At 28.4% G+C, this 15513-nt stretch carries 17 protein-coding genes; 10 read left to right on the plus strand and 7 right to left on the minus strand.

Annotated elements, in window-relative coordinates; genetic code table 11:
- Positions 1–31 precede the first annotated feature (31 nt).
- Both ACQZHJ_RS08420 and ACQZHJ_RS08425 read right to left on the minus strand, forming a co-directional pair.
- Positions 32–2674, minus strand: coding sequence for an FAD-dependent oxidoreductase (locus tag ACQZHJ_RS08420; RefSeq protein WP_430485108.1), 2643 nt, complete (start codon positions 2672–2674; stop codon positions 32–34).
- A 214-nt stretch (positions 2675–2888) separates the two neighbouring features.
- Positions 2889–3725: a PHP domain-containing protein gene (locus ACQZHJ_RS08425; protein WP_430486876.1), complete on the minus strand. Its 837-nt coding sequence runs from the start codon at positions 3723–3725 to the stop codon at positions 2889–2891.
- Between the two features lie 260 nt (positions 3726–3985).
- Here ACQZHJ_RS08425 and ACQZHJ_RS08430 point away from each other — a divergent pair, with 260 nt between their 5' ends.
- From ACQZHJ_RS08430 to folK, 7 genes are read left to right on the plus strand one after another with little or no spacing between them, the layout of a single operon-like run.
- Positions 3986–4558 carry an anthranilate synthase component II gene (locus ACQZHJ_RS08430; RefSeq protein ID WP_430485109.1) on the plus strand — a complete coding sequence of 191 codons (573 nt, stop codon included), beginning with the start codon at positions 3986–3988 and terminating at the stop codon, positions 4556–4558.
- A gap of 30 nt (positions 4559–4588) precedes the next feature.
- On the plus strand, positions 4589–5935 hold the full coding sequence (gene pabB, locus ACQZHJ_RS08435) for an aminodeoxychorismate synthase component I (protein ID WP_430485110.1): 1347 nt from the start codon (positions 4589–4591) through the stop codon (positions 5933–5935).
- Positions 5936–5993: 58 nt separating this feature from the next.
- Entirely contained in the window at positions 5994–6764 is a 771-nt protein-coding gene (locus ACQZHJ_RS08440) for an aminotransferase class IV (protein WP_430485111.1), read from the plus strand.
- A 15-nt stretch (positions 6765–6779) separates the two neighbouring features.
- Complete coding sequence (gene folE / locus ACQZHJ_RS08445) at positions 6780–7337, plus strand: GTP cyclohydrolase I FolE (protein ID WP_430485112.1); 558 nt, start codon at positions 6780–6782, stop codon at positions 7335–7337.
- A gap of 23 nt (positions 7338–7360) precedes the next feature.
- On the plus strand, positions 7361–7834 hold the full coding sequence (locus ACQZHJ_RS08450; protein WP_430485113.1) for an HD domain-containing protein: 474 nt from the start codon (positions 7361–7363) through the stop codon (positions 7832–7834).
- A gap of 12 nt (positions 7835–7846) precedes the next feature.
- The gene (gene folP / locus ACQZHJ_RS08455; RefSeq protein ID WP_430485114.1) at positions 7847–8656 is read left to right on the plus strand and encodes a dihydropteroate synthase; all 810 of its coding nucleotides are present in this window, start codon (positions 7847–7849) and stop codon (positions 8654–8656) included.
- 9 nt (positions 8657–8665) lie between these two features.
- Positions 8666–9478: a 2-amino-4-hydroxy-6-hydroxymethyldihydropteridine diphosphokinase gene (folK, locus tag ACQZHJ_RS08460; RefSeq protein WP_430485115.1), complete on the plus strand. Its 813-nt coding sequence runs from the start codon at positions 8666–8668 to the stop codon at positions 9476–9478.
- Between the two features lie 24 nt (positions 9479–9502).
- On the opposite strand, the gene ACQZHJ_RS08465 is transcribed toward folK, so the two are convergent.
- Positions 9503–9970 carry a DUF4883 family protein gene (locus ACQZHJ_RS08465; protein ID WP_430485116.1) on the minus strand — a complete coding sequence of 156 codons (468 nt, stop codon included), beginning with the start codon at positions 9968–9970 and terminating at the stop codon, positions 9503–9505.
- A 110-nt stretch (positions 9971–10080) separates the two neighbouring features.
- Here ACQZHJ_RS08465 and ACQZHJ_RS08470 point away from each other — a divergent pair, with 110 nt between their 5' ends.
- Positions 10081–10521 carry a hypothetical protein gene (locus ACQZHJ_RS08470; RefSeq protein ID WP_430485117.1) on the plus strand — a complete coding sequence of 147 codons (441 nt, stop codon included), beginning with the start codon at positions 10081–10083 and terminating at the stop codon, positions 10519–10521.
- Positions 10522–10543: 22 nt separating this feature from the next.
- Here ACQZHJ_RS08470 and ACQZHJ_RS08475 read toward each other — a convergent pair whose 3' ends face one another.
- On the minus strand, positions 10544–11011 hold the full coding sequence (locus ACQZHJ_RS08475; RefSeq protein ID WP_430485118.1) for a hypothetical protein: 468 nt from the start codon (positions 11009–11011) through the stop codon (positions 10544–10546).
- Positions 11012–11126: 115 nt separating this feature from the next.
- Between ACQZHJ_RS08475 and ACQZHJ_RS08480 the strand changes: the two genes are divergently transcribed.
- Positions 11127–12206, plus strand: a complete 1080-nt coding sequence (locus ACQZHJ_RS08480) for a pyruvate kinase (protein ID WP_430485119.1) — start codon at positions 11127–11129, stop codon at positions 12204–12206.
- Between the two features lie 2 nt (positions 12207–12208).
- Here the strand turns inward: ACQZHJ_RS08480 and ACQZHJ_RS08485 are convergent, their stop codons facing one another.
- Positions 12209–12751 carry a phosphatase PAP2 family protein gene (locus ACQZHJ_RS08485; RefSeq protein WP_430485120.1) on the minus strand — a complete coding sequence of 181 codons (543 nt, stop codon included), beginning with the start codon at positions 12749–12751 and terminating at the stop codon, positions 12209–12211.
- 174 nt (positions 12752–12925) lie between these two features.
- Here ACQZHJ_RS08485 and ACQZHJ_RS08490 point away from each other — a divergent pair, with 174 nt between their 5' ends.
- Positions 12926–14380, plus strand: coding sequence for an ABC transporter substrate-binding protein (locus ACQZHJ_RS08490; protein ID WP_430485121.1), 1455 nt, complete (start codon positions 12926–12928; stop codon positions 14378–14380).
- 8 nt (positions 14381–14388) lie between these two features.
- Here ACQZHJ_RS08490 and ACQZHJ_RS08495 read toward each other — a convergent pair whose 3' ends face one another.
- The gene (locus ACQZHJ_RS08495; protein ID WP_430485122.1) at positions 14389–14721 is read right to left on the minus strand and encodes a DUF190 domain-containing protein; all 333 of its coding nucleotides are present in this window, start codon (positions 14719–14721) and stop codon (positions 14389–14391) included.
- An 18-nt stretch (positions 14722–14739) separates the two neighbouring features.
- A complete protein-coding gene (gene crcB, locus ACQZHJ_RS08500; RefSeq protein WP_430485123.1) occupies positions 14740–15126 on the minus strand; it encodes a fluoride efflux transporter CrcB in 387 nt (128 codons plus the stop codon).
- Positions 15127–15513: the final 387 nt, after the last annotated feature.

Consider the following 15513-nt stretch of genomic DNA (forward strand, 5'->3'; position numbering starts at 1 on the left):
TCAAAATAACTTTTGATACAACTCCTTGTTATTATAGTAAGTTACTTGCTAAAGCAGCTGATTTTGATAATTTATTATCTATTGCTATGATAATTTGACCAGCTTTAGTGATATCACCAACTATTATTCCACCAACTAAAACGTTGTTTTTGAAGAATAGTTTAGTGTATTGTCCTTTTTCTTCATCTTTTAAGCTTATTTTTTCATATGATGGATCATTAAATCTAATTAATCCAGCTGAGAATACATGAGTATTTAAAGCATCTAAGATGATTGAAGGAGTGAAGTTTTCAAATATTTTATCTTCACCTGAAGCATTTGCACCAGCAGTTTTACCCATTTCTATAGCAGCAGGCCAGTTTCCATATACAAGTCCATTGTATTCAGCAACGTCTCCACATGCATAGATATCTTTAACGTTAGTTTCCATTCTTTCGTTAACAATAACACCTCTGTTGCAATCTATACCAGTTTCTTGAGCTAAAGCAATATTGCTTCTTATACCAGTTGAAACTAATAAGATTTCAGCATCTAAAGTTTTTCCACTCTTTAAGTTAATTGAAGTTAACTTACCATCTTTAGTGATGATTTCACTACATTCTTCTGAAGTTAAGAATGTTATTCCACATCCTTCTACATTCTTTCTGAATAAGTCTGCACCTTCTTGATCTAATTGGTTATTCATAAGGTTAGGTAAGAATTCAACAACTGTTACTTCTATACCAGCATTCTTCATTTCCCAAGCAGCTTCTAATCCAAGAGGACCAGCACCAATAACAATAGCCTTCTTAGCTTCTGTCATCATTTCTTTAACATCAAATGTATCTTTTAAGTCTTTAATAGAGTATATACCTTTGAAGTTTCCAATATTTTCACTGCTTAACTTGATTTCTTCACCATTATTAACAACTTTGAATGGTGGAATGAAGTTATGGCTACCATTTGCTAATATAAGTTTAGTGTATGGTATTTCTGTTCCATCTGATAAGATAACTTTTTTACCATCTTTATCAATCTTAGAAACAACTACGCCTAACATTTCTTCTACATTATTTTCTTTATACCATGATGATTTTGCTAAGTAGAATGTATCTAAATCCATTTCCTCAGTTAAAAGATCTGATAGGTTAGGTCTTGAGTATGATGAAACTTCTTCGCTTGATAGTAATTTTACAGTAGCAGTTGAGTTGATTTCTCTTATTGTCTTAGCAGCATAGAAACCAGCAGCTCCGTTACCAATAATTACGATATTATCTTCAGTATCAATTTTCTTGAAGTTTTCCATTTCAACTTCTATAAATTGTTCTTTTCCAGCACCACAAACAGGGCAGATATCTGGACAAACAGGACTTTCAAATATTTCACCACAAACTAAGCATTTCCAGTATCTTGTTTTTCCGTTACCAGTAATAACTTCTTGAGCTTGAGTATTATGATTATGATCTATTGAGTAAGTGTTCTCTTTTTCACCAAACATTATTTGAGCAAATTCTTTACCAAATTCAAATGTTTCCTGTAATTCTTTTTCAGAAGGTTTAAATCTGATTCTTAATCCAGGACCAACAATATGCATTTTTAATTCTTTTAATCTAGCTTCTATTCTTGGAACAGCTTCTCCACTCCAACCATATGATCCAAAGGCAGCAGCATATTTTCCACCATGAACAACTGGGTTTAAGTTAGCTAAAAGTATTCTTATTGGAGGTAATAATTCAGCAACTATTGTTGGAGAACCAAATAACAATCCGTCTGAATCAGCTATATCAGCTAAAACATCCTCTTGATTACTATATGTTAAGTCGTATAATTTAACTTCAACATTGTGCTCTGATTTAATACCTTCTGCTAATTTTTCTGCTAGCTCAGCAGTGTATCCATAAGCTGAAACGTAAGGAATAGTAACTTTTTTATCTCCTTTTATTTCTGGTTTTACTGGAGTACTCCATTCTTTGTAAGTGTTAATTACTTCCCATGGATTTTCTCTTAAAACTGGACCGTGACCTGGACAAACTAATTCTATATCTAAATCTTTAATTTTATCTATAGCTTTTAATACATATGGTTTATATGGTCCAAAGATACAATCATAATAATATCTTAAAGCATCTAAGTATTCTTCTTTATTAGGAATTAAATCATTAAATACCTCTTCACAAGAGTAGTGGCTACCAAATGAGTCACAAGTTATTAATGCTTTATCTTCTGGAATATATGTGTACATTGAATCTGGCCAATGTAGGAATGGAGCTGAAATGAATTGTAATGTTTTATTTCCAAGTGAAATACTATCTCCCTCTCCAACTACTATATATTCAAATTCTTCATTTACGATTTCTTTTAAAAATTCTATAGCTGGCATTGTACCAACAACTTTAGCTTTAGGAGAAATTTTTAATAATTTTTCAACTGATCCAGAGTGGTCTGGCTCTGTATGGTCAACTATTATGTAGTTGATTTTATTAGGTTCCACACCTAATTTTTCTAATTTGTCTAGATAATCATCAAAACATTTTTCTTTAACTGTTTCAAAAACAGCAGTTTTTTCACTTCCTTTAACTACATATGAGTTGTAAGTAGTTCCATATGGAGTATACATTATAATATCAAATACTCTTAACTCTGGGTCTAATGAACCAACCCAATATATATCATTTTTAATCTCTAAATAATTCATAAAAAACACCACCTGTATATGTTAATATTGTAACAATCAAAATCAATTAATACTAATTCTTAGTTAATATCTATAATTAAATTATAAGCTTTTTGTAAGAAAAGTAAATAGTTTTTTAGCAAAAGAGGAAAATTTTCTGATTTTATTAAAATAAAAGGACAATAACTTTAAATATTTAAAGCTATTGTCCTTATTTTAATCATTTAATCAAATTTTATTTATTGTGGTAAGCTGTTAAAAATTTTTCTAGATAATTTTCAGGAATTTGCATACATCCAACCTTACCGTGACGGTCATCTCCCTCATGATCTCCATGAAAGTCTGAACCACAAGTTATTAATAAGTCGTTATAAACTGCATATGATAAGAAGAAATCTGTGTCTTTCTTTGTATTTTGATAGTAGATAGCTTCTATACCATCAAAAGGGAATGCCATAACTTCTTTAACAGGAACTCGTTTTATAAGCTTTGGATGAGCTAACACCGTTATAGCATTATTTTCTTTAAGTATTTTAATACCTTCTTCAACAGAAATCTTTTTGTTAGGAACATATGCCGGGCTATCATTTCCTATAAATTTATCAAATATATATTCCCATTCATATGGATAGCCAGCATCTATTATGCATTGTGCTATATGTGGTCTTGCAACAACACCTTTTCCTTTAGCTAATACATCTCTATAATCTAACTTTATATTGAAGTATTCTTCTAAATTAGAAACAATTTTTTTTGCTCTTTCAATTCTAGAGTTTTTTAATCCTTCTAAGAAGTTTTGAAATGATTCTGATTTATAGGAGTCATCTCTAAAATATCCTAATATATGAACTGTTGCACCTTTATGCTCGCAGCTAAGTTCTATTCCTGGTATAAATGTAATATTAGTCCCCTTTGCAGCTTCTTTTGCTTCATCAAGTCCAGCTGTTATATCATGGTCTGTTAAAGCTATTACAGATATCCCTTCTTTTTTAGCTTCTTCAATTACCTCTTTTGGAGATAAAGTTCCGTCTGAAGCTAATGAGTGACAATGAAATTCTGCATTAATATTAATAGTAATCCCTCCTTTAATTTTTTTATTATATGTATAAGTATTAATTATTTAAATAGTTATTATTTTGAATTTTGTATTATAAATATTTTAACACAGAATTTAAAATAAAATAAATTAATTTTTATATCTTTATTTTATTTATTAGATAATTTGAATTATTAAATAACAAAGTAAGAATATGTAAGTGATATAAAACTAATATTTTTTTTTAGGAGTTTTTGATATAATGATTTTAAACTAAAGAGTTTTGAGGTGAATTAATGTTTTTAATAATAGATAACTATGATTCTTTTGTATTTAATTTAGTAAGATACTTCAAAGAGATAGAAGAGGATATTGTTATTAAAAGAAATGATAAGATTACTATTGATAAAATTAGAGAACTCAAACCAGAAGGAATACTAATATCTCCAGGACCAAAAGCGCCTTGGGATATGAAAGAGTGTCTAGATATAATAGATGAATTTAAAGGAAAAATACCTATATTGGGAGTATGTTTAGGACATCAATGTATAGGTTATTCCTTTGGAAGTAAAGTGAAAAAAGGAGAGTATCCTGTTCATGGTAAGGTTAGTAAAATAACTCATGATGGCAAAGGGGTGTTTAAGGGGTTAAAAAATGATATAAATGTTACTAGATATCATTCTTTAATTATTGATAAGGAAAATTTAAGTGAAGACCTTGAAATTACTGCCTTAAGTGAAGATGGAGTGATTATGGGGGTAAGGCATAAGAAATATAAAATAGAAGGTGTACAATTTCATCCAGAGGCTGTTTTAACTGAGTATGGACATGAAATGCTTAAGAATTTCGTTGAACTTTCTAGAAATTAAGTATAAGAAATTAGGAAAAGGTGATTTAATTTGGATTTTAAAATAAAAGAAATAGATAATTCTCTTAATCCACATGAGGTTTACTCAATATTTAAGGAAGAAAAAGAGAGTATATTTTTAGATAGTTCTAAGGAAGAAAGTGAATTTTCTTTGTATTCATTCATTGGATTAAATCCATTTAAAAAATTTACTTCCTATGGTAATGAAATAAATATAGATGGTGAAGTTAAATATGGTGATCCATTTTTAGAACTTGAGAAGTTAATAAACCACTATAAAATTGACATTAATAATGATATTCCTTTTGTAGGTGGTGCCATTGGATATTTTTCATATGATATAGGAAGAGTTTTAGAAGATATGCCAAAGAGTGCTTTAAATGATGTAGAAATACCTGATAGTTATTTTTTATTTTATGATAATGTGATAATATTTGATTTAATAAATAAAAAGACATACATAAGCGCCTTAGGAATAAAAAATGATTCTTATGAAAGCATAAAAGAAATTGAAAGATGCTTAAAAAAGGAAGAAGTTGATTTCAATATAAGTTTAGATAAAAGTACAACTTTCACTTCAAATTTTTCAAGAGAAGAATATATTGAAGGAGTTAGCAAAGTTAAGAATTACATAAAAGAAGGGCATACTTACATAGCTAATTTAACTCAAAGATTTATGTGTGACTATAATGATGATCCTTTTAATACCTATTCAAGTCTAAGGAGTATAAACAAAGCTCCATTTTCTGCGTATTTAAATCTAGATGGATTCCAAATAATAAGTTCATCACCAGAAAGATTTTTAAAGGTGCATAATAATATGGTGGAAACAAGACCGATAAAAGGAACGAGACCAAGAGGAACTAATTTAGAGGAAGATATAAAAAACAAGAATGAACTTCTAAATAGTGAAAAGGATAAATCTGAGCTTTTAATGATTGTTGATTTAGAAAGAAACGATTTAAGTAAGGTTTGTAAGCCTTTTTCTGTTGAAGTTACAGAGTTATTTAAACTTGAAGAATACTCAACTGTATTTCATCTAGTGTCAACAGTAGTAGGAGAACTTGAAGAAGGAATAAGCTCTGTTAAATGTATAAGAGAATGTTTCCCAGGCGGTTCCATAACTGGAGCACCTAAAATTAGAAGTATGGAAATAATAGAAGAAATAGAAGGACTTAGAAGAGGAATATACACAGGAGCTATTGGATATTTTGATTTAAGAGGAAACTGTGATTTTAACATAGTTATTAGAACTATACTAACTAAGGATAATAAAGCTTACTTTGGAGTTGGTGGTGGAATAACCATAGAATCTGAAGAAGAGATGGAATATGACGAAACCTTAGATAAGGCTAAAGCTTTAATGAGGGTTTTGTAATATACTAAGTTTTAATCATGTTGATTTAAAACTTAATAATATATTAAAGAGGTCTTTTATGATTTATGTAAGAAGAAATTTGATTGGAGATAACTTAAGGAAAGAAGTTGTTGGTTTAATAGATTCCTCTAACTTTTTTGGAAAAGGTGCTTTTGAGACTATACTTGTAAATAAGAAGTGTGTATTTTTAGAGGAGCACTTATTAAGACTTAGGGAAGCTTGTAGTTTATTAAATATTGATTTTAATATAACTTTAGATGAAGTTGAGAACTTTATTATTGAAGAAAATATAGAAAATAAGGCTTTGAAGATAACAGTTACGGAGAAAAATGTTATCTTTTCAATTAGAGAGGTTCCTTATAAGGAAGAGGATTATGAAAAAGGGTTTTCTGTAGGAGTAAGTGAGGTTCTTAGAAATAGTACATCTAGATTAACTTATATAAAGAGCACTTGTTATATTGAAAATATATTAGAGAAGAACTTGTTTAAGGAAAGAGGAATAAGTGAGCCTATTTTCTTAAATGAAAGAAATGAACTTACGGAAGGTGCTACTACTAATATTTTCTTTATAAAGGATAATATTATATATACTCCAAGGGTGAGTTCTGGACTTTTAGATGGTATAATTAGAAAATGGATAATGAAAAACTTTGATGTAATAGAAGGAAGCTTTTCACTAGAAGATTTAAAAACTAGTGATGGTGCTTTTCTAAGTAATTCTCTTATAGGAATTATGAAAATTACTAGTATTGAGCATAAGGTTTTTAAGGAGCATGAACTAATAGATAGAATAAGAAAAGAATATGAGCATTCTATTAAAGAGTTTTAGTGAATGGAGGAAATTATGATAGATAAAGATAAGATAAAAGAAGGAATGAAATTAATACTTGAAGCAATAGGGGAAGATCCAAATAGAGAAGGCTTAATAGAAACTCCAGATAGAGTAGCTAGAATGTACGAAGAGATATTTTCAGGAATAGGTAAGGATGCTAAAGATCATTTAAGCAAAACATTTGAGGTGGATAGTAATGATTTAGTTTTAGAGAAAGATATAACTTTCCATTCAATGTGTGAACATCATTTAGTACCTTTCTTTGGTAAAGTTCACATAGCTTATATCCCAAATGGTAGAGTGGTTGGATTATCTAAATTAGCTAGATGTGTTGAAGTTTATTCAAAGAAACCACAGCTTCAAGAGAGATTAACTAAGGAAATTGCTGACTCAATAATGGAGAGCTTAGATGCACAAGGAGTTATGGTGGTTGTTGAAGGTGAACATATGTGTATGACTATGAGAGGGGTTAGAAAGCCAGGTGCTAAGACTTTAACTACAACTTATAGAGGAAGATTCATAGAGGATGAAAGTTTGAAAAATGATGTCTTTAGAATGATTTCAATGTAATCTTCCCAAAAGGAGTAAATACTATGAAGAGAGTTAATTGTATACTTAATAATCACAAGTATAAAGATTACATAAATAAAAACTCTATTTGTGAAGAAGAAAGAATTTTTTGCAAACATAATTTAGAGCATTTTTTAGATGTTTCTAGAATTGCTTATATAATGGCTTTAGAAGAAGGAGTAGATGCTTCAAAGGAAATCATTTATGCCATAGGACTTTTACATGATATAGGAAGATGGGTTGAATACCAAGGTGGAGAAAGTCATGAAAAAGCTTCATTTAGATTAAGTGAAGAAATATTAGATGAATGTGGATTTAATAATGAGGAAAAAGAGATAATTCTACAAGGAATATTAAACCATAGAAATAAAGAAGCTACAGGACTTAATAAAATAATATATTTAGCAGATAAAAGGTCTAGAGCATGTTTTTTATGTAAGGCAGAGAATCTTTGCAAATGGAGTAAGGAAAAGAAAAACTTAAATATAATAATTTAAGGGGGATGTAAGATGAAAATAGGAAATAAGAATTTTGAAATAGGTAAAAGAACTTATATAATGGGTATTTTAAATGTTACCCCAGATTCATTTTCAGATGGCGGTAAATTTAATGAAATAGATGCAGCTTTAAAGCAAGTTGAAAATATGATAAAAGCTGGAGCTGATATTATAGATATTGGTGGTGAATCAACAAGACCTAACCATACACCAGTAAGTGAAAAGGAAGAATTAGAAAGAGTTGTTCCTATAATAAAGGCGGTAAGAGAAAAATTTGATGTTCCTATATCAATAGATACTTATAAAGGTAAAGTAGCAGAAGAGGCTATAAAAGCAGGTGCTAACCTTATAAATGATGTTTGGGGATTTAAAAAGGATTCATATATAGCTGAGGTTGCTTCTAAATATGGAGTTCCTTGTTGTTTAATGCACAATAGAGAAGATAATAACTATGGAAATGACATAATTGAGACTATGAAAAAAGATATCATGGAAAGTGTAGAGATTGCATTAAAAGCTGGAGTAAAAAAAGAAAATATTATGTTAGACCCAGGTATTGGTTTTGCTAAGACTTATGAGGAAAACTTAGATGTTTTACATAGATTAGAAGAGTTTTGTGAGTTAGAATATCCAGTTCTTCTTGGAACTTCAAGAAAATCAGTAATAGGTAATACTTTAGATTTACCTGCTAATGAAAGAGTAGAGGGAACATTAGCTACAACTTCTATTGGAATAGCAAAGGGTTGTGAATTTGTAAGAGTTCATGATGTTTTAGAAAATAAGAGAGTAGCAGTTATGACTGATGCTATGATAAGAAGATAGGAGTAGTTTATGGATAAGATTGTTATAAATGATTTTGAAGTCTTTGGAAATCACGGAGTTTTTGAAGAAGAAAAAAGATTAGGTCAAAAGTTCATATTAAGCATAGAACTTTCATTAGATACAAGAGAGGCTGGAATCACTGGTGATTTAACAAAATCAGTTCACTATGGAGAGCTAGCACATAAAGTTGAGGAAGAGTTTAAAAGAGAAAGCTACGATTTAATAGAAACTGCTGCTGAAAAGATTTGTGAGTTTATCTTATTAGAATATCCTCTAGTTAAAAAGGTTAAACTTTCACTTAAGAAGCCCTGGGCTCCTATACTAAGAAGTTTAGATACTGTGTTTATAGGGATAGAAAGAAGTTGGAATGAAGCTTACTTATCTTATGGATCAAACATAGGAGATAAAAAGTATTATATAGAAGAAGCCTTAAAGGAATTAAACAAAGAATACCATACAAAGATTTTAAAAACTTCTTCTCTAATAACAACAGAACCTTGGGGATACACTGACCAAGAAGAGTTTTTAAATGGAGCATGCATGATAAAAACATTATTAAGTCCTAAGGAGCTTATGAAGTTTTTATTAGAAATTGAACAAAAACTTAAGAGAGAAAGAATAATAAAGTGGGGTCCTAGAACAATAGATTTAGATATAATCTTCTTTAATGATTTAATAAGCGAAGATGAAGAGGTAGTACTTCCTCATCCTAGAATGCATCAAAGAAGCTTTGTACTAGAGCCATTAAACGAAATAGCTCCATACAAGATACATCCACTTTACAAAAAACGTGTTTTTGAATTATTAGATAACTTAAAATAAGGTGATTAAAATCACCTTATTTTTTTAGCTCTTTTTATCAAAGGCGTATTGGCAAAATGCTTCTAATTTAAAGGCATTTGGCACGTCTTTTAAAGTAATAAAGTCCTTAGAAAGGGTACTATCCCAGGGATATAGAGTTAAAAAATCATCTCCATATATATCAATTACATATTTATTAGAATTCACATCTATAAAGAATTTATATAAAGGCTTTTTAGGAATATCCTCTTCCTTTAAGAAGTTATCATCTTTTAGGCTATCTGTTAAATCCTTTACTATCCTAATATCCTCTTCATTTACAACTGTTTCACTATATATATTCATATCTAGTATTCTAACTTTAGGCTTTGATTTAGCTAAATCCTCTTTAAGACTCTCAGTATGATAGTTTAAAGAAGGCTTTTCTTTATTAAGAAAGTTATTTTTACTACAAGATATTAATCCTACACACATAATTAAAGTAATTATTAAAATTAAAAGTTTTTTAGTCAAACTATCACCTCCTCAAGTCTAATTTATGAAACTTATGTTTTTTATAGAACTTTTTTAAAAAAATTGAATAATATATATTACGATTGACATTTTAACTAAGGAGGTGCTTTATGAAATACGCATTAGATATAAACGACTCCTATATAAGAGAATTTATAATAAAGAAACTAAGGGAAGATGGCAATATGACAATTGATTGTTTAACAGAAGGATGTTGCTTAGGAGAAAGTTTCTTTAAAAAGGTCCTTTTATCTAATACTACAAAGGTTGATTTATTTATAAGAATAACTAAGGATTTTGGTGGCGAAAGAAAGTTTGAGATTTTAGGAGATGATCAAATATTAAGAAGGGTAGTATCAATCCCTCTAGAAGATATGGTTGAATATTTAGCACTTGGCCAAATCTGCATTAAAAGTGGCAATGGACTGTACTTAGTTAAGAACTTAGAGTCTTTATGCTTAATTATAAATATAACTGATGTAGAATTTGACTATATAGATAAAGATAAATTAAATGATGTTCTTTACAAAATAATAAAAGAGGTTAGTTGAAAGAATATGGACTAGCTATGGACTAGTCCTTTTTATTTTGCTCAGCACATAGTTTTTCTAACTCTTCACTTACATCATGACTTTTAGCTTTACTTATTAGAAAACCTACAGATGAAAAAAGTGTGTTTCTAACTTCAACAATAGCCGCACTACCTTGTTCTACTGGTAACAAAGAACTTAACATTATTGTTATTAAGGCCAGTATAGCAATTATACTAGCAACTATAGTATATAGATTTTTTGAACTTTGCTTGCTTGAATCTAGTATATTATCACCAAATAAATACCCAAATATTGATGACATTATTGAACGTATAGTTATTAAGGAAGGATCAGTAAAATACTCTGTATGAAATACTGAAAATATAGTAAATAAAAAAGACGCTAGAGCTAAAAATATGATTACCTTACTTGCTAAACAATGTTTTTTTATTAGTTTAACAGTATATAAATTATATATATAATTTTTTATTCTAGAAAAAATATTCATACTTACCCCCTTTAAATATATTATGTAAAGGTAAAAAAATATGTTATTCAATAAAATAATATTTAAGGTTCTAATTGCATATATATGATTGATAGCAGTATTTAAGGAGGAAGCTTTGGATATTATAGGCAGCATTAACACAAGATTCGTAAATAAAAATGAAGCAGGGAAAAAAGAGGCTTTGAGAAAGATTGATAATATTATATTAAGCGGAGCTAATATAATTAGAATGAATTTATCCCATGGAAAGCATGAAGATATACTATTTTGTATGAATTACATAAAAGAGAGGTATAGAGATACAAAGATTCTTTTAGATTTACAAGGAAATAAAGTCAGAGTAGCAAATAACATTTATGATACTTTTAAAGTAAATGAAAATGAGATTGTGTATTTTTGCTCTGAGGAAACATATGATGTGTATATACAGAATGTTGAAAGAGATAAATTAATTCCTTTAAATATAAAAAATAAATTTATTCATGCTAGTAATTTTAAAAAGATATATATGAAAGATGGTACTATGGAATTTAATGTTATAAAAAATAACAATGGACTGATAAAGACGAAAGTCAGAATAGGTGGTGTTGTAAGAAAAGAAAAAGGATGTAACCTGCCTAGATTAGATAGAAGAGATTGGGGAGTTACAGATAAAGATAAAGAAGATATTAAATTTGCAATTAAGCATGATGTAGATATAATAGCATATTCATACTGTTCATATATAGATGAATGTAGAGAATTCAAGAATTATGTTTTTAAGAATTTAAAAGTAAACCAGCAGATTCCTAAGTTATGGGGGAAGATAGAAACTGCTGAAGGCGTAGTAAATATAAAAGAGATATCTGATGAATTAGATGGTATTGTTATAGCAAGAGGAGATTTATCAGCAGAATTGGGAATTAGAAATGTTCCCGTGGCTCAAGAAAAAATAGTATATGCTATTAAAAATGATAATAAGTCAATAATAGTTGCTACTAATGTGCTTGGAACTATGAATAAGCTAAACGCCAAACAACCAACCATAAATGAATTAAGTGATATATATCATTTAATGAGGTGTGGTGCTAATGGATTTATGCTTACTGGAGAAACAAGTACGGGAAAAAATGAGAAAGAAGTGGTTACTACTTTAAAAAATAACATAAATCACTATGAAAAGCTTATATTAAAACTCAAAAAAAAAACTAAGTAGGGTTAACCCTTACTTAGTTTCTTTTTTTGAATAAATTTATATCCATTTATAACTATCAAGAAGCTTACAAATCCAAGTAATATACCACTTAATACATCACTAGGATAATGAACTAAAAGATAAATTCTTGAAAAAGCTATTAAAGAAGCTAATCCATAAAAGTACCATCTTAGTTTTTTGAAATAATATCCTAAGACAAAAGCGGCCGCAAAGGATGCTGATGTATGTCCTGATGGCATAGAAAAACTGCTTGGTTTATGTATTATTATATTTAAATCAGGATAAGTTACAAAGGGTCTTGGACGTTCTATTAAATGTTTTAATATACCTTCACCTAATAGTGTGTTTATTATAAGGGCTGATAAGGTTAATAATCCTACTTTTCTATACTTTTTTGTGATTGAAAGCCCAAGGCCTATAGCAATCCAAAGTAATCCCAAATTACCTAATTTAGTGAAAAATATCATTATTGGATTTAAAAAAGCATTTTGTAGATTAGCTTGAATCCAATATAATATGCTTATATCTATATTTTGAATTAACATAGAAAGCTCCTTTCTACTTTTAATAAGTTAATTTTATTACTAAAACTTTAATTAGTCCATATTAGATTTTAAATAGGTTTATAAAAAAAAGTAATATTATATAAAAATTATTCATTTAAAGAAATTTAAAAAGGAAATATAATATAAGTGTAATAATTTTTGGAGGATTAAATTGTGGTTAAAATAGAAAAATCGATTTTAATTATTATACTATCTTTATTAATGATATTTATAATAATGTTTAATGTAATAAAAAAATCTGATTTAACAATTTGGAAAAGTGAAGAAAATACAGAACTGATTTGGTACACTATAGGAACAGAACCAGAAGATATGAACTTAGTTGAAGAGGAAATAAACAAATATTTATCAGATAATATAAATACAACAATTGATATTAGATTTATAGATTATATAGATTTTACTAAAGTCATGGCAAAAAAGTTTGATGATGAAGAGGCATTTGATCTTGTATTTACATCATCCTGGGCAAATGATTATATGCCTAATGTCAGAGATGGTAACTTTTTAATGTTGGATGAATTAATAAAAGATTATGGTAAAGAAGTTTATAAGACAGTTGATTCTATGTTTTGGAAGGGTGCTGAGGTAGATGGGCATGTATATGCTATTCCTAACCAAAAAGAAGTTGCAACTATGCCTATGTGGGTTTTTTCAAAAAAATATGTAGACAAATACAATGTACCTTATAAAGATATTAAAACATTAGAAGATTTAGAGCCTTGGCTTAAGTTAATAAAAGAGAAAGAAGCCAACGTTGTTCCATTTTATATTGATAATAGTTATTCAGTACCTATGTATTGGGATCAATTAACTACTAATATAGGTGTAAGTTTAGATGATGAAAATTTAGAGGTAGTGAATATTTTTGAAACAGAAAAAATGAAGAAAAATTTAGAAGTTATGAGAAGGTATCATGAACTTGGATATACAAATTCTAAGATGGGAAATACAGGAGATTTCACAATAGATAATTTTGTTACTAAAGCTGATGGTCAACCTTATGCAGAAAAAATATGGGAAAGTAAAAGAGGAGAGGAAGTTGTAGCAACCCCTATATTGGATAGTTATATAACAAATGATTCAACAATAGGATCTATGATAGCTATCTCTAAAACATCTAGAAATCCAGAAAAAGCTATGGAATTTTTAAATCTATTAAATACGGATGTTTATCTTAGAAACTTAATAAATTACGGAATCGAAGGGGTTCATTATGAAAAAATTGATGGGAATAAAATAAGACTTTTAGATAAATCAAAAGATTATAAAGTGGATTATTATACTTTAGGTAATTTATTTATAACTTATGTTTTAGAAGATGAGCCAACAAATAAGTGGGATGAGTTTAAAGCTTTTAATGAACAGGCTAAAAAATCACCAGCACTAGGATTTAAATTTAACTTTGATAACTTAGAGGTTGAATTAAATTCTATAGCTACCGTTACAGAGGAATTTAAAAGAGGGCTCTATAGTGGAATGGTTGATACAGAAAAATACTTAGATAAGCTTAATAATAAGCTTAAAAGTGCAGGTATAGATAAGGTGCATAATGAAATAGAGAGACAATTAAATATTTGGAAAGAAGAAAAACAGACTAATGATTAGTCTGTTTTTTATTTTTTAAATCTTATAACATCAACATTATCAACTATGGTTATGGTTCCTGTTTCAATCATAGGTTCTAAAATATCAACTATTTTAGAAATCTTCTCTTTAGTATCAGTAATTTCAATTGCTATAGGAAGATTTCTTGCTAGAACCTCTATAAAATCAGAATGGATTTTATGGTGTCTATCAAGACCTTCAATCCCTCTAAATACTGTTGCACCTAGAACATTTTCTTCCTTTAATTTCTTTAATATTTCAGAATATAGTGGTTCACCATTATATTTATCTGATTCATCAATAAAAACTTTTAAAAAACTACCTTTAAACTCTTCCTTCATATGTTTCTCCTCCTAAAATTAGAATAATAATCTAGCTACTTTTTGCCCAATTACGACGAATAACAAACTGCATCCTAAATTTAAAATTGCATTTTCAATTCCTAAAATCATATGACCATTATTTAACATGCTAACAGTCTCGTATGAAAAAGTTGAAAATGTAGTAAGTCCACCCATAATTCCTGTGGTTAAGAATAATCTCATATTAGATGATATAAGAGCACTATCCATACTAAATTCCATTATAAAACCTATCAATATAGCTCCTAGAATATTAGCTATTAAAGTTCCATAAGGAAAGTTACCACCTAAATTTTTTGCTGCGAATATGGATATTAGGTATCTTAAAGCAGCTCCTATAAAGCCACCACATCCTACAACTAAAGCTAGTGAAAGTTTCTGCATTTTAGACATCTCCTTAGATAATAACCATATATTAAGTTAAAATTGTTTTATTAGATTTCAGTTAGCCTTTAAGAACTACTTAATTTCTCAAAGAGGTTCTATTAAGATCCTTTTATAGTTCTATCTCAAATCAACATTAGTTTAAAACTTAGCTTTTTATTAAAGTAAAAGTTATATACATATTTATATTAACAAAGTGTTAACGAGAAGTAAAAAAAACTTTCCTAGCATATGTTTTATAATAGAGTTGTTTTATTAGTAATTTACTAATAAAATGACTTTTTTGAGAAAAAATATATATCTTTACAATAAAGTTAGTATTAATCAATAAAATATATTAAAAGTTTTATCAATTAATAAATAAATATTCATTTTTTTATTGAATGT

This window comes from Clostridium sp. B9 (assembly GCF_050509515.1).
Taxonomy (GTDB): Bacteria; Bacillota; Clostridia; order Clostridiales; family Clostridiaceae; genus Sarcina.